Origin of the sequence: Pseudomonas sp. B35(2017) (genome assembly GCF_002113645.1) — a bacterium.
Lineage (GTDB): Bacteria > Pseudomonadota > Gammaproteobacteria > Pseudomonadales > Pseudomonadaceae > Aquipseudomonas > Aquipseudomonas ekonensis.
Map to the genome: position 1 here is coordinate 46,815 of NZ_NEIZ01000015.1, position 19,293 is coordinate 66,107.

Sequence of the window (19,293 nt, forward strand, 5' to 3'; positions counted from 1 at the left end):
AGGACACTGGAAATGACACAGGCAATTGCATCGCCCATCGTTCACGATCTGATCGGCGTCGGTTTCGGCCCTTCGAACCTGGCGCTGGCCATCGCTCTGCAAGAGCGCGGCCCGACCCAGGGCGAACTGGATGTGCTGTTCCTCGACAAGCAGGCCGACTACAGCTGGCACGGCAACACCCTGTCGACCCAGAGCGAGCTGCAGATCTCCTTCCTCAAGGACCTGGTGACCCTGCGCAACCCGACCAGCCCGTACTCGTTCGTCAACTACCTCAAGCAGCACGGGCGCCTGGTGGACTTCATCAACCTCGGCACCTTCTACCCGTGCCGCATGGAGTACAACGACTACCTGCGCTGGGTCGCCGGGCAGTTCACCGAGCAGAGCCGCTACGGCGAAGAAGTGCTGACCATCGAGCCGGTGCTGCACAACCAGCAGGTCGAAGCGCTGCGGGTGATCTCCCGTGACGTCCAGGGCCAGCAGTTCGTGCGCACCGCCCGCTCGGTGGTGGTCAGCGCCGGCGGCACGCCGCGCATTCCGGAGGCGTTCAAGGGCCTGAAGGGCGACGCCCGCGTGTTCCACCACTCCCAGTACCTGGCGCAGATGGCCAAGCAGCCGTGCGTCAACAACCAGCCGATGAGCATCGCGATCATCGGCGGCGGGCAGAGCGCGGCGGAAGCGTTCATCGACCTCAACGACTCCTTCCCGTCGGTGCAGGTGGACATGATCCTGCGCGGTTCGGCCCTGAAGCCGGCCGATGACAGCCCGTTCGTCAACGAAGTGTTCTCCCCGGAATTCACCGACCTGATCTTCCAGCAGAAGAGCAGCGAGCGTGAGCGTCTGGTCAACGAGTACCACAACACCAACTATTCGGTGGTGGACATCGACCTGATCGAACGCATCTACGGCATCTTCTACCGCCAGAAGGTCTCGGGCGTCGCCCGTCACATGTTCCGCACCCTGACCACCGTCGAGAAGGCTGTCGCCACCGACCGCGGCATCGAGCTGACCGTGCGCAACAACGCCACCGGCGAAGTCACCGTGCGCCACTACGACGCCGTGGTGCTGGCCACCGGTTACGAGCGCCAGTTGCACCGCCAGTTGCTGGCGCCGCTGGAAGAGTACCTGGGCGACTTCGAGGTCGACCGCAACTACCGCCTGATCACCGACGAGCGCTGCAAGGCCGGCCTGTACATGCAGGGCTTCTGCCAGGCCAGCCACGGCCTGAGCGACACGCTGCTGTCGGTGCTGCCGGTGCGGGCGGACGAGATCGCCGGTTCCCTGTATGAGCACGGCAAGCACCGCGGGCACAGCCGTTCGGTGGCGGACCTGCTGTTGGCGACCGCCAGCTAAGACGGCGGCGGCTTCAAGGCCGTCATCGCGAGCAGGCTCGCTCCCACAGGGGATCTCCAGCGGACACGGAAGGTGTGTCGAACGGCGATCCGGTGTGGGAGCGAGCCTGTTCGCGTTCGGCCCCCGGCAATCCCAACCTGAACCTTTCCTGAACCCTTCCTGAAAAGCGGTGACATTCCCCGTCACACTTTCCTTTGCGGGTTTACTCTCCAGATACCGGGGCGTAAGCTTCGCGCGTTTTCATCAATAGCGGAGACCCACAGTGGGTACTTGTTCGAGTGACAGTTGTCGGCCGGTCTCGGTAACCGGCAGATTCTCGGCAAGATAACGCGCATTCCCTGATGCCGTTGTCTCGCCGAACAGCGAGCGGCGGCATCCCGATCATGGCCGGTTGAGGCCATGTCCCGACGTCCTTCTCATCGACGCTGAACAGAGCGTGGCCGTGACCTTTGCGTCGCCGCCGCAGCCCTATCGACACGCCTGTCTTGGCTGACCGGCGTGCCAGGCCCTGCCTTGCCGGTGTTTCCGGCGGCCGGGGCGTGGACGTGCCTGCTCGACGGTTTCCCGGCTGACCAGAGGGGTAGCAGCCATGAAACTGACGCTCAAGGAATTCTTCGCAGGCTTCCTGCGGACCCGCCACATCGCCCGCCACTTCCGGCGCCTGGCGCTTTTGGAATCGATCAGCGACACCACGGTCAGCCGTGAAGTGCCGCCCAGCCTGGCCAACACCCTGGTGGACGCCGCCCACTGCGACAGCGGCGCGCTGCTGTCGTCGCTGGGCACCCACGCCGACGGCCTCACGGATTTCGAGGTCGATGCGCTGCGTGCGCAGCACGGCCTGAACGAAGTCGAGCACGAACAGCCGCTGCCGTGGTGGACGCACCTGTGGCACTGCTACAAGAACCCGTTCAACCTGCTGCTGACCCTGTTGGCGGTGATCTCGTGGCTGACCGAGGACCTGAAGGCGGCCATCGTGATCTTCTCGATGGTGGTGCTGTCGACCCTGCTGCGCTTCTGGCAGGAAAGCAAATCCAACCAGGCCGCCGACGCGCTCAAGGCCATGGTGAGCAACACCGCCACGGTGATCCGTCGGGATGCGCCGCGCATCGAATTGCCGATCAAGCAACTGGTGCCGGGCGACCTGATCGTGCTGTCGGCCGGCGACATGATCCCCGCCGACTGCCGGGTGCTCAGCGCCAAGGACCTGTTCGTCAGCCAGGCGGCGATGACCGGCGAATCGATGCCGGTGGAGAAATTCCCGCGCCAGCAGGACCGCGACACGCGCAACCCGCTGGAACTGGACAACGTCCTGTTCATGGGCACCAACGTGGTGTCCGGCACGGCGGTGGCGGTGATCCTGACCACCGGCAACAACACCTATTTCGGTGCGCTGGCCCAGCGGGTCGGGGCCACCGACCGGGCGGTGACGTCGTTCCAGCAAGGCGTCAACAAGGTCAGTTGGCTGTTGATTCGCTTCATGTTCGTGATGGCGCCGCTGGTGCTGTTCATCAACGGCTTCACCAAGGGCGACTGGACCGAGGCGCTGCTGTTCGCGCTGTCGATCGCTGTGGGCCTGACCCCGGAAATGCTGCCGATGATTGTCACCTCGACCCTGGCCAAGGGCGCGGTGTTCCTGTCGCGCAAGAAAGTCATCGTCAAGCGCCTGGACGCGATCCAGAACTTCGGCGCCATGGACGTGCTGTGCACCGACAAGACCGGCACCCTGACCCAGGACAAGATCTTCCTGGCGCGCAACGTCGACGTCTGGGGCGAGGACTCCGACGACGTGCTGGAGATGGCGTACCTGAACAGCTACTACCAGACCGGCCTCAAGAACCTGCTGGACGTGGCGGTGCTGGAGCATGTGGAGGTCCACCGCGAGCTGAAGGTCGGCACGGCGTTTCGCAAGGTCGATGAGATCCCGTTCGACTTCAACCGCCGGCGCATGTCGGTGGTGGTCGAAGGGCGGGGCCAGCCGCACCAGTTGATCTGCAAGGGCGCGGTGGAGGAAGTGCTCGCGGTGTGCAGCCATGTGCGCCACGGCGAAGCCGACGACGTGCTGAGCGCGGACCTGCTGGCCCGCATCCGCCAGGTGACCGCTGCGTTCAACGCCGAAGGCCTGCGGGTGGTGGCGGTGGCGGCGCGGTCGATGCCCCAGGGGCGTGACACCTACAGCCTGGCCGATGAACAGGACCTGACGCTGATCGGCTACGTGGCGTTTCTCGATCCGCCGAAGGAAAGCACCGCGCCGGCGCTCAAGGCCCTGGCCGAGCATGGCGTGGCGGTGAAGGTGCTGACCGGCGACAACGAACTGGTGACGGCCAAGATCTGCCGCGAGGTGGGCCTCGCCCAACAGGGCCTGCTGCTGGGCAACGACGTGGAGCGCATGAGCGATGCCGAACTGGCGGTGGCGGTGGAGACCACCAACGTGTTCGCCAAACTGACGCCGTCGCACAAGGAACGCATCGTCCGCATCCTCAAGGGCAACGGCCATGTGGTCGGGTTCATGGGCGACGGCATCAACGACGCGCCGGCGCTGCGCACCGCCGACATCGGCATTTCGGTGGACAGCGCCGTGGACATCGCCAAGGAAGCGGCGGACATCATCCTGCTGGAAAAGAGCCTGATGGTGCTGGAGGAGGGCGTGCTCGAAGGGCGGCGCACCTTCGCCAACATGCTCAAGTACATCAAGATGACCGCCAGCTCCAACTTCGGCAACGTGTTCTCGGTGCTGGTGGCCAGTGCGTTCATTCCGTTCCTGCCGATGCTGCCGATGCACCTGTTGGTGCAGAACCTGCTCTACGACATTTCGCAGATCGCCATCCCGTTCGACAACGTCGATGACGAGATGCTGAAGCAGCCGCAGCGCTGGCAGCCGGCGGACGTGGGCCGGTTCATGCTGTTCTTCGGGCCGATCAGTTCGATCTTCGACATCACGACGTTCGCCTTGATGTGGTACGTGTTCGATGCCAACACCCCGGACCACCAGACCCTGTTCCAGTCGGGCTGGTTCGTGGTGGGGCTGCTGACCCAGACGCTGATCGTGCACATGATCCGCACGCCGAAGATCCCGTTCCTGCAAAGCCGCGCGGCCCTGCCGCTGCTGGTGATGACCGGGATCATCATGGCGGTGGGGATCTTCCTGCCGATGGGGCCTTTGGCGAACTACTTCAAGCTGCAGGCGCTGCCGTCGCTGTACTTCGTGTTCCTGCCGGTGATCCTGCTGGCGTACATGGCCCTGACCCAGGCGGTGAAGGGCTTCTACATCCGCCGGTTCGGCTGGCAGTAAGACTGGGGACGCTGTGCGAGCAAGGGGCTTCTCCTTGCTCTGCGATGTCTGTGCCGGCCTCATCGCTTGCAGGCAAGCTCCTACAGGTTTTGCGGTGCGCAGGGAGCTTGCAGGCACCAGAAATACCTGTGGGAGCCAGCCTGCAAGCGATGAGGCCGGCACAGCCAACATCTGCGGTGACCGAACCGCTGCTCCCACAAAGGACAACAGATTTTTCAAGGAGCTGGACATGCAAGCCATCGACAACCTCAACCTGACCTCGCTGCTCGACACCCTGGTCAGCCTCAGCGCGGCGTTCATCCTCGGCGGCCTGATCGGCTTCGAGCGCCAGTACCGCCAACGCACGGCGGGCCTGCGCACCAATGTGCTGGTAGCGGTGGGCGCGGCGATCTTCGTTGACATGGCCAACCGCCTCGGCGGCGCCGAAGGGGCGGTGCGGGTGGTCGCCTACGTGGTGTCGGGCATCGGCTTTCTCGGCGCCGGGGTGATCATGCGCGAAGAGGGCAACGTGCGCGGCCTCAACACCGCCGCCACCCTTTGGACCTCGGCGGCGGTGGGGGCCTGCGCCGGGGCGGACCTGCTGGCCGAGGCGGTGCTCGGCACGCTGTTCGTGCTGGCGGCCAACACGCTGCTGCGTCCGATCGTCAACAACATCAACCGCCAGCCGCTGGATGTGGTCTCGGCGGAAGTCACCAACATCGTCTACGTCATCGCCCGGCGCTCGCAGCAGAAGGCCGTGCTGGCCTTGCTCGAGGCGGAACTGGAACGCAGCAACTACCCGGCCAGCGACGTCGACGTGCATGCCTTCGGCAGCGATGAGGTGGAGATCGAGGCGACGCTGGCCACCACCTCGGTGGACGGCGATGAGCTCGACGCGCTGGTGGCGCGGGTCTCGACGTCGGCTCTGGTGGTGCAGGCCTTCTGGAGCCCGAGCACCACCGAGTGAGGTCGCTGCGCGCGGCGGTGCGGCCTGCGGATGGGCGGCCGGATTTTTCGGAAAAGTCCTACAGAGTGTTCCGTGGCGCTTGCGTAACCTTGGCGCCTCGTGAAGCCGACACCGACCGGGAAGTCCACCGTGCCCCAAAAAGCCTTGCGCATCCTGATTGCCGATCCGCAGCATTTTCACCGGATGACCCTCGAGCGATCGTTCAATCGCCTCGGGTACTTTCGCATCGCGCCGGTGCGCAACCTGGCCGAACTGCTGACCTTGGTCGAGCGTGACTGCGGTGCCTTCGACGTGGTCGCCGCCAATGCCGGGCTGGCGGCGGGCTCGATGGACCTGGCGGACTTCCTGTGCGGCAATCCTCGTGTCCGCCATGCCCTGGTCTACAACGCGCCGGCGTCGACGGTGGCCGGGTTTGCCTGCAAGCCCATCGGGATCAGCGAGGCGCAGCTGCCGGACATCCACCGGATCGAGCGCCTGATGGCACAGATCGAGGGGGCGGTCGGGCAGGCTGTCGGCGTTTGAGCACGGTTATCCGTTTGTCGCAACTGTCAGATCTGACAGGTAGATTCCTCCCGCATCCCGTGCAACAGTCTTGGCGCAGCCAGGGTCTGTCCGAGCCGGGCGATGCCTGTGGCACCGGCGTCCCGACATTGCACTGGGAGTGGTCATGAAGAGAGCGCTCATCGTCGACGATCACCCGGTGGTGGGGGCCACCCTCGGCCTGATCCTGGAGTCGGAGGGCTTCAGGCAGGTGGAGGTGGTCGCCAGCGGCGTCGAAGCGGTGCCGGCGATCCGCAGGCTTTCGCCGGAGCTGGTGATCCTCGACCTCAACCTCAAAGGGATGAGCGGCCTGGAGGTGCTGGAGCGCATCCGCGCCAACGGCCTGGACTGCCGCGTGGTGGTGTTCACCTCCCACGAGCCGGCGCACTACCAGATGCGCTGCATGCGCGCCGGCGCGATGGCCTATGTCACCAAGTCCGATTCCCTGCACCAACTGCGCAACGCCATCAAAGCCGTGCGCTCCGGCTACACCTACTTTCCCGGCTCCACGGACCTCGCCGCCGGCAGCGGCATGCTGCAGAACAACGAGCGACAGCTGATCGACCTGCTCTCCGACCGCGAACTGCACATCCTGGTGCAGTTGGCCCAGGGCCGGGCGAACAAGGACATCGCCGAAGGCATGAGCCTGAGCCACAAGACCGTCAGCACCTACAAGACCCGCCTGATGACCAAGCTGGGGGTGGGGTCGCTGGTGCTGCTGCGCGAATTCGCCCTGCGCAACCAACTGATCTGAGGGGGCTGGCATGGGGTCGTGGCGTCTTTTCCTTCTGTCGTTGGTGCTGGTCGCGGCCCACGTTCGGGCAGGCGAGCCGCCGCAGGTGCTGGAGGTGCTGGCCCGCAGCAGCCCCGACACGGCCCCGATCCGCCTGGACGATGCGGATCGGCAATGGCTGCGCGAGCACCCCGTGCTGCGGGTGGGCGTGTCCGGCGCCGACTACCCGCCGTTCGAACTGACGCGCAACCGGCATGAGCTGGAAGGCATCACCGCCGACTACGCCGACCTGTTGGGGCGCCTGCTCGGCGTCGCGGTCACGGTGCAGCGCTACCGCGACCGCGCAGGGGCGATGGCGGCGCTCAAGGGCGGCGAGCTCGACCTGCTCGGCACCTCCAACCTTTTCGAGCTGGCCGACCCGCAAGTGGTGCTGTCCCGCGCCTACGCCGAAGACCAGCCCATGTGGGTGACCCGGCTCAGCGAGCCGCTGCCGGCGGACCTGACCGGCAAGCGTATCGCCATGGCCGAGGACTACCTGCCGGAGGCGACCGTGCGCAAGGCGTACCCCACCGCGACCCTGGTGCGCTATCCCGCCATCCTCGACGCGCTCGGTGCGGTGGCGTTCGGCCAGGACGACCTGTACCTGGGGGACCTCATCAGCGCCAACTACCTGATCAACATCAATTATCGCAACGACCTGCAACTGGCCGGGCCTTCGGGGCTCGACGCCAACCCCTTCGGCTTTGCCCTGGCCCGGGGCAACGGGCGGTTGCAGCGTCTTGTGGACCGGGCGCTGGCGGCCATTCCCCTCGAACAGCGGCTGCTGATGGAGCAACGCTGGAGCGCCGGCCTCGCCGACATGAGCGGGCAGGCGAGCGTCACCCTGAGCGCCGCCGAACAGGCGTGGCGCGACGGGCACCCGGTGGTGCGGGTGGGGGCCGTGGAGGACTTCGCGCCCCTGACGTTCTTTGATGCGGACGGGCAACTGCACGGGCTCACCGCACAGTTGCTGAATATGATCGGGCAACGCACCGGGTTGACGTTCGACATCGTGCGGGGGCAGTCGCTGGACCGGCAGATGGCGCAACTGAAAGCGGGCGAACTCGATGTGCTGCCGGTGGTGACGCCGAGCAGCGAGCGGGAGCTGGAACTGCGGTTCACCCGGGCCTACCTGAACAACCCGTTCGTGCTGATCGCGGCGGCGGACGGCCGTCTGCGTTCGTTGGGCGACCTGGCTGGCAAGCGGCTGGCGATCTACCGCGGCCATCCTTTGCACGACTACCTGGTCGAGCAGGTGCCGCAGATCAGGCTGATCGACGTGGCCAGCCCTGCCGCAGGGATGGCGGCCATCGCCAACGGACAGGCGGACGCGACGCTGGGCTCGCTGCTGGTGGCCCGCTACCTGATCGCCCGCCAGTACAAGGGACGCATGCGCATCGTCACTACGGTGGGGGATCAGCCGGCCCGGATCGCGCTGGCCACGGCGCCGGACGCGGCGTTGCTGCATTCGCTGCTGAACAAGGCGTTGCTGAGCATTGCGCCCCAGGAGATGGACGAGCTGGTCGAGCGCTGGAGCCACGGGGTGGTGGTCGAGGACAGCTATTGGCAACGCCATCGCCGGGAAATCCTCTCGGGGTTCGCGGCGGCCGCCGTCCTGCTGATGCTGGCGTTGGCGTGGATCGGCTGGCAGCGGCGCCAGCTCCGTCAGCGCCAGGGCTGGTTGCGCAGGCTGCAGCAGGCCAAGGAGGCGGCCGACGAGGCCAACCGGGCCAAGACCACGTTCCTGGCGACCATGAGCCATGAGATTCGCACGCCGATGAACGCCCTGATCGGCATGCTCGAACTGGCGCTCAAGCGGGCCGACGAGGGCGTGACCGATCGCCTGGCCATCGAGATCGCCTCCAGCGCCGGGCAGCAACTGCTGGCGCTGATCGGCGACATCCTCGACATCGCCCGCATCGAGTCCGGGCACCTGGAGCTCGCCCCGCAGCGCGCCAACCTGCGTGGCCTGGTGGCCTCGGTCTGCCGGGTGTTCGAGGGGCCTGCGCGGCAGAAGCAGCTGCTGTGGCACGTCGAGCTGGATCCGCGCAGCGATGTCGATGTGCTGGTCGACCCCACGCGCTTCAAGCAAGTGCTGTCGAATCTGTTGAGCAACGCGGTCAAGTTCACCGCCAACGGTGAGGTCAGCCTGGTGCTGCGGGTGACGTCGCTGCACGACCGTCGGCTGGCCCTGAGCGTGACCATCGAAGACAGCGGCATCGGCATCGGCGCCGATGACCGGCGACGCCTGTTCAGTCCTTTCGTGCAGGCCCGCGACGCTGCACAGCCGGTGCGCAGCGGTGCCGGCCTGGGGCTGGTGATCAGCCGGGACCTGTGCCGGATGATGGGCGGCGACCTGCAACTGGCCAGCGAACCTGGGCGCGGCACGCAGGTCCGGGCGCTGCTGCAGTTTCCGGTGCTGGATCCGCTGCCTGCGCCTGAGGCCGATGGGGAGGTGGCTGAATCGTCGGCGCCGCTGAACGTGCTGGTGGTGGACGACCACCCGGTGAACCGCTTGCTGCTGGGCTGGCAGTTGAGCGAGCTCGGGCACCGGAGCGTGGGCGCGGAGGACGGCGAACAGGGCCTGGCCGCGTGGCGCGGGCAGCCGTTCGATGTGCTGATCGTCGACATCAACCTGCCGGGGCTCAGCGGCCATCAACTGGCGCGGGCGATCCGCGCGGAGGAGGCCGCGACGGGCCGGCGCCGCTGCTTGTTGCTCGGGTTCACCGCCAACGCCCAGGCCGAGGAAAAACAGCGTTGCCTCGCCTCAGGGATGGATGATTGCCTGTTCAAGCCTATCGGCCTGGGCGACCTGGGCCGGGCGCTGTCTGTTGCCGAGCCTGGTGCAGAACCCATGGGGCAGGAGCAGGCATCCGCCGCGCTCGACCTGAGCACCCTGGAACGCCTGGCGGGCGACAACCGCGGGCTGATCCTGCGCTTGCGCGACCAGGTGTCGCAGAGCCTGCGCGACGACCTGAAGCGGCTGGATGACCTGGGCCGGGCGTCCGACCGTGGCGGCTTGCGCGACCTGGCCCATCACATCAAGGGCGGTGCGCAAATGGTCGGTGCCGGGCAGGTCGTGGCGGCGTGCCACGCCCTGGAACAGGCGTGCCGCGATGCCGAAACCGTGGCGCTGACGGGCGCCGTCGAATCGCTGCGCCAGGCCATGAACGGCCTGGCGCAGCACCTTCAGGGGTAGCGGGTCAGTCCCACTCGGGGGCGATGCCGTCGGGGCTGGTCAGGCGCTGGCCGCGGTCCAGGGTCGCGATCAAGGCCATGTCGGCCTCGCTCAGGGTCAGGGCCGTGGCGCCGAGGTTGCTTTGCAGGTTGGCGCGCCGGGTCGACGACGGGATCACCGCATAACCCGACTGCATCGCCCAGGCCAGCGTCACCTGCGCCGGGGTGGCGCCCAGCCGTTCGGCGATCTGCTGGATCAGCGGATCCTTCAGCGCTTCGCCGTAGGCCAGGGTCATGTACGAGGTGGTGTGGATGCCCTGGCTCTGGGTGAAGGCGATCACCTTGCGGTTCTGCAGGAACGGATGCACTTCGATCTGGTGGGTGGCGATGTGCTCGGCGCCGACCGCCGCGATGGCTTGTTTCAGCAGGCCGATGGTGAAGTTGGACACGCCGATCCGGCGGGTCAGGCCCAGGCGCTTGGCTTCGAGCAGGGCGCCCATGAATTCCTCCACCGGCACTTGATCGTCGGGGGACGGCCAGTGGATCAGCGTCAGGTCGAGGTAGTCGGTCTGCAGTTTGCGCAGGCTCTCCCGGAGGCTGTCGATCAGGCGGTCCTTGGCGTAATTGGCGACCCAGATCTTGCTGGTGATGAACAGCTCTTCACGGGGGATGCCGCTGACGGCGATGGCGTGGCCGACCTCGGCTTCGTTCTCGTAGATCTGGGCGGTGTCGATGGCCCGGTAGCCCAGCTCCAGGGCGGTGCTCACCGAATCGATGACCACCTGACCTTGCAGGCGAAACGTACCAAGACCGAAAGCGGGAACAGACATGCGTGACTCCAGGGTTGCGAAGGGAATGGGCGCAGTATCCGTGGCTGCCTGCCCGGGAAAAACCGCTGCCCCGGCAAAGCACTGTTGAGCGCAAGTCACGAATCGGCGGTGCGGGTACGCATTGTTCTACGTGTGGAACGATGAAGCTGCTTTTGCCTGACTAGTGCCGGATAGGTAGCGGATTTAACATCAATCCATTGAAACCACCTTTCGGGAGGCACCATGAAAGACCTCATCGGCATTTACACCAGTCCCCGTGGCCACTGGGTGGGCGACGGATTTCCGGTTCGCACGCTGTTTTCCTACGACAACCTGGCCCGGCACATCAGCCCGTTCCTGCTGCTCGATCACGCAGGTCCCGCCGAGTTCACGCCGACCCATGAGCGGCGCGGCGTCGGCCAGCATCCGCACCGCGGCTTCGAGACCGTGACCATCGTCTACGACGGTGAAGTGGAGCACCGGGACTCCACCGGCAGCGGCGGCAAGATCGGCCCCGGCGACGTGCAGTGGATGACGGCGGCGTCCGGGATCCTGCACGAGGAATTCCATTCCCGGGACTTCGCCCGCACCGGCGGCAGGATGGAAATGGTGCAGCTGTGGGTCAACCTGCCGGCCAAGGACAAGATGGCGGCGCCCGGTTACCAGACGATCCTCGACGGCGACATTCCCGACATCGAGCTCAAGGACGGCGCGGGCCGCCTGCGCTTGATCGCCGGCGAGTTCGACGGCCGCCAGGGCGCGGCGCGCACCTTCACGCCGGTGGACGTCTGGGACATCCGGCTGAACGCCGGGAAGACGCTGGACCTGGACCTGCACGAAGGGCGCAACACCGCCCTGGTGGTGTTGCGTGGTTCGGTGCAGATCAACGGACGGGAACAGGCCGCCGTCGGCCAGTTGGCGCTGTTCGAGCGCGATGGCCGGCAGGTGACGCTCAAGGCTGACGCCGACGCGGTGGTGCTGCTGCTCAGCGGCGAACCGATCGACGAGCCCATCGTCGGCCACGGCCCGTTCGTGATGAACAGCGAAGCGGAAATCCATCAGGCGTTCGCCGACTTCCAGTCGGGGCGGTTCGGCCGGATGCAGGACTGACCCCGGTTCGCCAACACCGCCATCGCCAGCAGGCTGGCTCCCACAAGGGATCCCCGGTGCCCGCAGGATTCCTGTACACCACAGAAACCTGTGGGAGTTGGCTTGCCAACGATTGGGCCATCACAGCCGACATCTCCGGTGGCTGACAGGCCGCCATCGCGGGCAAGCCCGCTCCCACAGGTATCTCAGGTGCCCGCAAAATCCCGGCACACCACAAGATCCTGTAGGAGCTTGCCTGCAAGCGATGAGGCCGGCATTGCCGACATCCCTGGTGCCTGACCCAGCGCCCTCGCCAGCAGGCTGGCGCCTACAGTTTCTATGGCGTGAATCAAATGCTCCTACACTGAACCGATCTGTGAGATCTTCTGCCGATTGGTCTCTGCCGGAGTTGTTTGATGCTGTCACTGCTCACCGATCATCCCTTGATTTGCGCGCTGATCCTGATCCTGGTCGATCTTGGGCTGTGGCGCCTGATCAGCTCCCACGGCAGCGGGTGGAAGCTGCTGGTGCGGGTGGTGATCTTCACGTTGTTCAGCATCCTGCTGTTCAACGAAGGCCTCAACCCGATGGAGACCGCGCCGTGGGCCGACAACGTGCCGCTGCACCTGGCGGCGACCGGCCTGCAGATCGGCTGGTGGCTGTTCGGCGCGCGCACCCTGACGGTGCTGATCGGCGCGGCGATGATGCAGCGGGTCGGGCACACCGGGCGGCTGCTGCAGGATCTGCTCGGGGCCGTGATCTTCCTGATCGCGGTCATCGCGGCGCTGGCCTACGTGCTCGACCTGCCGGTCAAGGGCGTGCTGGCGACGTCCGGCGCCTTGGCGATCATCGTCGGCCTGGCATTGCAGAGCACCCTCAGCGACGTGTTCTCCGGCATCGTGCTCAACACCACCAAACCCTACCAACTGGATGACTGGATCTCCATCGACGGCACCGAAGGCCGGGTCACCGACATCGACTGGCGCGCCACCCGCCTACAGACGTCCCAGGGCAGCATGGCGGTGATCCCCAACTCGCTGGCGGCCAAGGCCAAGATCATCAACTTCAGCCGGCCGAGCAACATGTTCGGGGTGTCCGTCAGCGTGCAGGTGAGCCCCCATTCGCGGCCCAACACGGTGCTTGAGGCGCTGGAACGGGCCGTGCAGGGGTGCCGCTTCCTGTTGGACGACCCGGCGCCCAGCGTGGCGATGAAGAACGCCACCAGCACCGGCGTGGAATACGAGATCGGCGGCTTCGTCGCGTCGATGAGCGAGAAGCGCTCGGTGCGCAACCAGCTGTTCGACCTGGCGTACCGGCATCTGCAGGCCTCCGGGGTCAACCTGCTGTCGAGCGTCGAACCTCTGGCGCCCGCCGACCTGTCGCGGCCCCGGGCCCTGCTGGAGAGTTCGCCGATCTTCTCCACCCTGCGCGAGGAAGAAAAGGACACGTTCAGCCAGAACATGACCCTGCAGACCTTCCGTGCCGGCGAGGTGATCCTGGAGGCGGGGCAGGTCAGCGACCATCTGCTGATCATCGAGTCCGGCGTGCTCTCGGTGACGCTGCTGCGCCACGGAACGCCGTTCGAGTCCGGGCGCATGGGGCCGGGCGAGGTGATCGGCGAGGCCGGCATCCTGAGCGACTCGGCCTTGCCGGCGACGTTCTCGGCCAAGACCTATTGCACGCTGTACCGCATCGAAAAGGCTTACCTCAAGCCCTGCCTGGATGCCCGCCACGACATCAGCGACGCCATGAAGGCGTTGCTGGATTTCCGTCTGCTCAAGGCCAAGAGCCTGACCCAGGAGGTGCCGGCGGTGGTGCCGAAGAAGGGGTTCCTGCACTGGCTGCGGCATCGTGCGTAAGGCAGTGGTCACCCGGACTTCTGCCGGATTGGCTATTTGTGCGCCGGGGCTGCGGGATTAACGTAGCCGCACATTCACTTGACCCGGAAACCTGCCATGAAAGCCCGCATCGATTTCTACACCGCTTCCCCCGACGCACTCAAAGCGATGATGGCCCTGGAAAGCGCCGTCTCCAAACTGCCGCTGGAAAAGAGCCTGATCGAACTGGTCAAACTGCGCGCTTCGCAGATCAACGGCTGTGCGTTCTGCATCGACATGCACACCAGCGATGCGATCAAGGGCGGCGAGACCCCGCGTCGGCTGTTCGCCGTGACCGCCTGGCGCGAGGCCCCGTTCTTCACCGACCGCGAGCGCGCCGCCCTGCTGTGGACCGAATCGCTGACCCAACTGAGCCTGACCCACGCACCGGACGAAGACTACGAAACCGTCAGCGCCCAGTTCTCGCCCAAGGAAATGGTCGACCTGACCGTGGCCATCAGCACCATCAACAGCTGGAACCGCCTGGCCGTCGGTTTCCGCAAGACCCCGCAGGCCTGATCCGACTGCCTTGACCCTGCCCGGCGGTGGCTTCACTGACGCCATCGCCAGCAGGCTGGCTCCTACAGGTATCCCTTCAATGTGCATCGGCACTCGGTGCGGGCGGCGGCAGCACCTTGCGCATCAAGGGCACCATCGCCGTGGCGAGGCCGAAGCACACCATGATCACCAGAAACGTGTCGCCATAGGTCTGCGTCTGCGCCTCACGGTAAGTCAGCAGCCACAATTGGCGCAGGCTGGCGGTCATGCCCGCGTCCCCGTGCTGCCCCCACGCGGCGAGGTTGCCGCCGACCTGGCCCAGCCATTGGTTCAGCGCTTCGTTGCGGCTGTTCAGGTGCTCCGCCAGCCGGGTGAAGTGCAGGTTGGTGCGGTCGTTGAGGATGGTCGCGCAGGCTGCGATGCCGATGGCGCCGCCCAGGTTGCGCATCAGGTTGAACAGGCCCGAGGCATGCTTGAGCCGTGCCGGCGCGAGGCCGCCCAACGTCAGCGTCACCGCCGGCGGCACCGCCAGTTGCTGGGCGATCCCGCGCAGCGCCTGCGGCAGCAGCAGTTCTGCGGCGCCCCAGTCGTGGGTGATCGGGCTGAACTCCCACATCGACAGCGCGAACAGGGCCAGGCCGGCCATCATGATCCAGCGCAGGTCGACGCGGTTGGCCAAAAAGGCGTACAGCGGAATCGCCATGATCTGGAACACGCCGGTGGAGAACACCGCCAGGCCGATGTCCAGCGCGCTGTAGCCGCGCACCCGGCCGAGGAACAGCGGCGTCAGGTAAATGGTGGCGAACAGGCCGATGCCGGTGACGAACGAAAAGAAGCAGCCCAGGGCGAAGTTGCGGTCCTTGAGCGCCCGCAGATCGACGATCGGATTGGCCACCCGCAAGGTGCGGCCGATGAAGGCCAGGCCGGCCAGGCCGCTGATCCACGCGGTGGTGAGGATGGTGCGGTCGCTGAACCAGTTCCAGCGCGGGCCTTCTTCGAGGGTGTACTCAAGGCAGCCGAGAAACAGCGCCAGCAGGATCATGCTCGGGTAGTCCGCGCCCTTGAGCAGCGACAGTTCCGGCCGGTCGATCTTCACCAGCATCGGCACCGCCACGGCGACGAAGATCCCCGGCAGCAGGTTGATGTAGAACAGCCAGTGCCAGGACGACAGGTCGGTGATCCAGCCGCCGATCACCGGGCCCAGCGTCGGCGCCAGCGAGGCCACGGCGCCGATGGTCGCGGCCGCGATGACCCGTTGCTTGCCGGTGAAGAAAAAGAACGCCGTGGTGAACACCAGCGGGATCATCGAACCGCCCAGGAAACCCTGCAGCGCCCGGAACGCGATCATGCTCTGGATGTTCCAGGCGATGCCGCACAGCAGGCTGGCGAGGGTGAAGCCGACCGCCGAGGCGCAGAACAGCCAGCGAGTGGAAAACACCCGGGACAGCCAGCCCGACAGCGGAATCACGATGATTTCGGCGATCAGGTAGCTGGTCTGCACCCACGCCGTCTCGTCGGTGCCGGCGGACAGCCCGCCGCCGATGTCGCGCAGGGAGGCCGAGACGATCTGGATGTCCAGCAGCGCGATGAACATGCCGATGCACATCGTGGCGAAGGCGAACACCTTGGTCGCCGTCGCCATGTCGGCGGCATTGAACGCGGGCGCGGGGACGGCCTGGGCGCGGCTCATGGTGCACTGGCCACGGCGGCGGTGTCGGGCCGGGCGCGGGTGTCGACCTCGGCGGTCACCGACAGCCCCGGCCGCAGGTGGCCGAGCACGCCGTCGGCGGGGTCGAGCAGGATCCGCACCGGCACCCGCTGGACGATCTTGGTGAAGTTGCCGGTGGCGTTCTCCGGCGGCAGCACGCTGAACTGCGAACCGGTGGCCGGGGCGAGGCTGTCGAGGCGACCGTGGAACTCCTGCCCGGACAGCACGTCGGCGCGGATGCTCACGCGCTGGCCGGGTTTCATCCGGGCCAGCTGGTCTTCCTTGAAGTTGGCGTCCACCCACAGGCCGCTGGCCGGCACCACCGACAACTGCTGCGAACCCGCCTGGGCATAGGCGCCGACCCGGGCGCGGCGGTTGCCGATCACGCCGTCCACCGGCGCACGCAGCTCGGTGTAGCCTAAGTTCAGTTGCGCCAGGTCGCGTTCGGCCTTCGCCTGCATCAACGCGGCGCGGGCCTGCTGCTTGCGGGTTTCGATGACCGAGAGCTGGCGCTGCGCGGCGAGCAGTTCGGCCTGGGCGCGAGCGCTCTGGGCCTGGGCGGTCTTGAAGGTGGCGTCGGCCCGTTGCGCGCTTTCCACCGAGACGGCGTTGCTGCTCACCAGCCGCTTGTAGCGTGCGTTGTCGTCCCGCGAGCGGGCGGTTTCGGCACCGGCGGCGTCGATGCCGGCGCGGGCCTGGCCGATCACGGCTTGCTGCAGTTGTTCGGTGGCGTCGAGGTTGGCCAGCAGCGCCTCTTCGGCGGCGACCGCACCTTCGGCCTTGGCCAGGCTGGCGCGGTAGTCCCGCGAGTCGAGACGGATCAATACGTCACCGGCCTTGACCGGTTGGTTGTCGCTGACCAGCACTTCTTCGATGTAGCCGGAGACCTTCGGCCCGATCACCGTGACGTCGCCGCCGATGTAGGCATCGTCGGTCTCTTCCAGGAATCGCCCGGCGCTCCACCAATGGGCGGCGTACAGTCCGGCGAACGCCAGGACGGCGATCCCGGCGGCGGGCAACAGCAGGCGCTTGAGCAGGGGCGATCGGGCGGCGCCGACCGGGACGGCGAGGTCGGGTTCGACGGTGGGCATGCTGGTCATGGGAATGTACCTGTGGAAGCGGGCTGTTATTACGCCTGTAATATGACGCAGGTAATATTTTGTGGCAATTCATTTCTGTCGCCGGCCGTCAGGTGGTCACCCGACCGGTTCGCCCCACGGGCAAACGCCTCAGGCAATGGAGCATGCCGCCGCCGCAATGACGAATCCCGTCAATCGCTCAACACCCTTTGAGCGCTGCTTCGAGCCCCGCATCAGGCCCTCAGGGAAACCCTGAGGGTACGCAGATCCCTCCGTGATTACGGTCGATGACGGCAAATCACTGAATTGTTTAAGAAATGTAACCACTGTAGGAAGCGTCTTGCATTTGCGTAGGAGGGCTCCGACTATCACGAACATTGATGAAGTGGCATTACGCCATTTGATGATTGCAAGGAAGTTGAGTGCCGTATTCGTTCCGCGCTGTTTCCCGTTGCCGTTCCCTGCGTCGCCCGTTGTTGTCGGCTTTTGTGTTGGGCGTGTGCGCCTTCCCGGCCGGGGCTGCCGAACCGGCGTCCGCCGGCCAGGAAGCGCTGCGTCAGCAGCAACAGCAACAGCGCGACCTGCAACAGCTGCAACTGGAACAACGGCGCCGGCAACTGGAACGTGGCGCGTTCGGCCCGGCGCCGGCCTCTACGGCCACCGCCCAACCCGTCACCCCCGACGAGCGCTGCTGGCCCCTGAGCGGCACGCGCATCGGCGGCGTCACCCTGATCGACAGGGACGCGCTCAATGCGCGGATCAAACCGCTGCTGGCGCCGTGCATGGGCGTCAACCAGATCAATCACCTGCTGGCGAACATCACCGCGATCTACGTCGAGCAGGGCTACATCGCCAGCCGTCCCTATTTGAGCAGTGCGCCGGCGGCGGGGCAGTCGCTGGACATCCTGGTCGACGAGGGCTACGTCGAATCCATCGAACTGGCCGACCAGAGCCTGCCGGTGTCGCTGGGCGGCGCCTTTCCCCACATGCTCGGCAAGCCGCTGAACCTGCGTGACCTGGAGCAAGGGCTGGACCAACTGAACCGCCTGCGGTCGGTGGACCTGACCGCCGACATCGCCCCCGGCAGCCAGCCCGGCGCTTCGCGGGTCGTCCTGCGTTCGCGCAGCGCCGGGCAATCGCGCTGGGCCCTGGGGCTGGGCGCCGACAACCTCGGCAGCGCCAGCACCGGGCGCGACCGCAACACCGTCAGCCTGAGCCTCGACAGCCCGCTGGAGCTCAACGACCTGTTGAGCCTCAGCGCCAGCGACACCCTCAACCGGGGTGACCGCTACAGCCGCAACGCCAGCCTGTACTACGCGATTCCCTACGGCTACTGGACCTACAGCGCGTTCGCCAGCCACGCCGAGTACCGGGCGCCGTTCAAGCTCAGCACGACGACCCTGTACAGCACCGGCATCACCGACCAGCTCAGCCTGCGCGCCGACCGCGTGCTCTGGCGCGACCAGAGCCACCAGCTCAGCGCCAACCTGCAACTGGCCCACAAGGACGTCGACAGTTACCTGGCGGACGCGCGCCTGGGCATCCAGAGCCCGACGCTGACCGTGGCCGAAGCCGGGCTCAACCTGTTCTGGCTCGACCGCGCGGTGTGGAACCTGGACGTCAACTATGCCCAGGGCCTGCGCTGGTTCGGTGCCGACGATGACGGCGCGCGCCAGGTCAGCAACCTGCCCAAGGCGCAGTTTCGCAAGTACCGCGCCGGTCTCAGCCAATGGCGCAACGGCCGGCTCGGCGATCAGGCCTGGCAATGGCAGAGCCAGCTCAACCTGCAATACAGCCCCGACCCGTTGCCGGCCATCGAACAGATGCTCGGCACCGACGATTCCGCCGTGCGCGGTTACCGGGTCGCCAGCGCGTCCGGCGCCAGCGGCGCGATCTGGCGCAACACCCTGCGCCTGCCGCTGGCCACGGGCGGGCCTGTGCAGGTCACCCCGCGCCTGGGGCTCGACCACGGCTGGATCAAGGCCGACCACGGCGCGCCGGGCCAACGCCTGAGCGGCGCCAGCGTCGGCCTCAATCTGGGCTGGAAGAGCCTGCAGGTGGACGTCGATTACCAGCGCAGCCTCAACACCCCCAGCGGTTTGCCCCATGAGCCCGACGCCTGGCTGATGCGGGTGGGGGTGCAGATATGAACAACGCAG

Annotated in this window: 13 protein-coding genes; 10 read left to right on the forward strand and 3 right to left on the reverse strand. The window is 66.4% G+C overall.

Features of this window, described 5'->3' with window-relative positions:
• Nucleotides 1-12 precede the first annotated feature (12 nt).
• The 6 genes from CAG41_RS21275 (at nt 13) to CAG41_RS21300 (ending at nt 10,096) form a co-directional block, all read left to right on the forward strand.
• On the forward strand, nt 13-1,350 hold the full coding sequence (locus CAG41_RS21275) for a lysine N(6)-hydroxylase/L-ornithine N(5)-oxygenase family protein (protein WP_085577527.1): 1,338 nt from the start codon (nt 13-15) through the stop codon (nt 1,348-1,350).
• Nucleotides 1,351-1,939: 589 nt separating this feature from the next.
• Nucleotides 1,940-4,639 carry a magnesium-translocating P-type ATPase gene (gene mgtA, locus CAG41_RS21280; protein WP_085638128.1) on the forward strand — a complete coding sequence of 900 codons (2,700 nt, stop codon included), beginning with the start codon at nt 1,940-1,942 and terminating at the stop codon, nt 4,637-4,639.
• Nucleotides 4,640-4,868: 229 nt separating this feature from the next.
• On the forward strand, nt 4,869-5,585 hold the full coding sequence (locus CAG41_RS21285; RefSeq protein ID WP_085577525.1) for an MgtC/SapB family protein: 717 nt from the start codon (nt 4,869-4,871) through the stop codon (nt 5,583-5,585).
• Nucleotides 5,586-5,714: 129 nt separating this feature from the next.
• A complete protein-coding gene (locus CAG41_RS21290) occupies nt 5,715-6,107 on the forward strand; it encodes a hypothetical protein (RefSeq protein WP_085577524.1) in 393 nt (130 codons plus the stop codon).
• Between the two features lie 145 nt (nt 6,108-6,252).
• Entirely contained in the window at nt 6,253-6,879 is a 627-nt protein-coding gene (locus CAG41_RS21295; protein WP_085577523.1) for a response regulator transcription factor, read from the forward strand.
• 10 nt (nt 6,880-6,889) lie between these two features.
• Nucleotides 6,890-10,096 (forward strand): ATP-binding protein, encoded by a 3,207-nt coding sequence (locus CAG41_RS21300; protein ID WP_085707450.1) that lies wholly within the window; start codon nt 6,890-6,892, stop codon nt 10,094-10,096.
• Nucleotides 10,097-10,100: 4 nt separating this feature from the next.
• Here the strand turns inward: CAG41_RS21300 and dkgB are convergent, their stop codons facing one another.
• Nucleotides 10,101-10,904 carry a 2,5-didehydrogluconate reductase DkgB gene (gene dkgB / locus CAG41_RS21305; RefSeq protein WP_085577521.1) on the reverse strand — a complete coding sequence of 268 codons (804 nt, stop codon included), beginning with the start codon at nt 10,902-10,904 and terminating at the stop codon, nt 10,101-10,103.
• 222 nt (nt 10,905-11,126) lie between these two features.
• Here dkgB and CAG41_RS21310 point away from each other — a divergent pair, with 222 nt between their 5' ends.
• From CAG41_RS21310 to CAG41_RS21320, 3 genes are all read left to right on the forward strand, one after another.
• A complete protein-coding gene (locus CAG41_RS21310) occupies nt 11,127-11,993 on the forward strand; it encodes a pirin family protein (protein ID WP_085577520.1) in 867 nt (288 codons plus the stop codon).
• 395 nt (nt 11,994-12,388) lie between these two features.
• The gene (locus tag CAG41_RS21315; RefSeq protein ID WP_085577519.1) at nt 12,389-13,831 is read left to right on the forward strand and encodes a mechanosensitive ion channel family protein; all 1,443 of its coding nucleotides are present in this window, start codon (nt 12,389-12,391) and stop codon (nt 13,829-13,831) included.
• Nucleotides 13,832-13,927: 96 nt separating this feature from the next.
• Complete coding sequence (locus CAG41_RS21320; protein WP_085577518.1) at nt 13,928-14,368, forward strand: carboxymuconolactone decarboxylase family protein; 441 nt, start codon at nt 13,928-13,930, stop codon at nt 14,366-14,368.
• Between the two features lie 76 nt (nt 14,369-14,444).
• On the opposite strand, the gene CAG41_RS21325 is transcribed toward CAG41_RS21320, so the two are convergent.
• Together CAG41_RS21325 and CAG41_RS21330 are read right to left on the reverse strand one after the other, a co-directional pair.
• Nucleotides 14,445-16,037 (reverse strand): DHA2 family efflux MFS transporter permease subunit, encoded by a 1,593-nt coding sequence (locus tag CAG41_RS21325; RefSeq protein ID WP_085707451.1) that lies wholly within the window; start codon nt 16,035-16,037, stop codon nt 14,445-14,447.
• A complete protein-coding gene (locus CAG41_RS21330) occupies nt 16,034-17,155 on the reverse strand; it encodes an HlyD family secretion protein (protein ID WP_085577516.1) in 1,122 nt (373 codons plus the stop codon). Before CAG41_RS21330 ends, CAG41_RS21325 begins: the two co-directional genes overlap by 4 nt.
• 401 nt (nt 17,156-17,556) lie before the next feature.
• On the opposite strand from CAG41_RS21330, the gene CAG41_RS21335 reads away from it, so the two are divergent.
• Entirely contained in the window at nt 17,557-19,284 is a 1,728-nt protein-coding gene (locus CAG41_RS21335) for a ShlB/FhaC/HecB family hemolysin secretion/activation protein (RefSeq protein ID WP_085707452.1), read from the forward strand.
• Nucleotides 19,285-19,293: the final 9 nt, after the last annotated feature.

Coding starts and splice junctions, on each gene's coding strand:
- CAG41_RS21275 (WP_085577527.1), top strand. CDS start 13: ATGACACAGGCAATTGCATCGCCCATCGTTCACGATCTGATCGGCGTC.
- mgtA (WP_085638128.1), top strand. CDS start 1,940: ATGAAACTGACGCTCAAGGAATTCTTCGCAGGCTTCCTGCGGACCCGC.
- CAG41_RS21285 (WP_085577525.1), top strand. CDS start 4,869: ATGCAAGCCATCGACAACCTCAACCTGACCTCGCTGCTCGACACCCTG.
- CAG41_RS21295 (WP_085577523.1), top strand. CDS start 6,253: ATGAAGAGAGCGCTCATCGTCGACGATCACCCGGTGGTGGGGGCCACC.
- CAG41_RS21300 (WP_085707450.1), top strand. CDS start 6,890: ATGGGGTCGTGGCGTCTTTTCCTTCTGTCGTTGGTGCTGGTCGCGGCC.
- dkgB (WP_085577521.1), bottom strand. CDS start 10,904: ATGTCTGTTCCCGCTTTCGGTCTTGGTACGTTTCGCCTGCAAGGTCAG.
- CAG41_RS21310 (WP_085577520.1), top strand. CDS start 11,127: ATGAAAGACCTCATCGGCATTTACACCAGTCCCCGTGGCCACTGGGTG.
- CAG41_RS21315 (WP_085577519.1), top strand. CDS start 12,389: ATGCTGTCACTGCTCACCGATCATCCCTTGATTTGCGCGCTGATCCTG.
- CAG41_RS21320 (WP_085577518.1), top strand. CDS start 13,928: ATGAAAGCCCGCATCGATTTCTACACCGCTTCCCCCGACGCACTCAAA.
- CAG41_RS21325 (WP_085707451.1), bottom strand. CDS start 16,037: ATGAGCCGCGCCCAGGCCGTCCCCGCGCCCGCGTTCAATGCCGCCGAC.
- CAG41_RS21330 (WP_085577516.1), bottom strand. CDS start 17,155: ATGACCAGCATGCCCACCGTCGAACCCGACCTCGCCGTCCCGGTCGGC.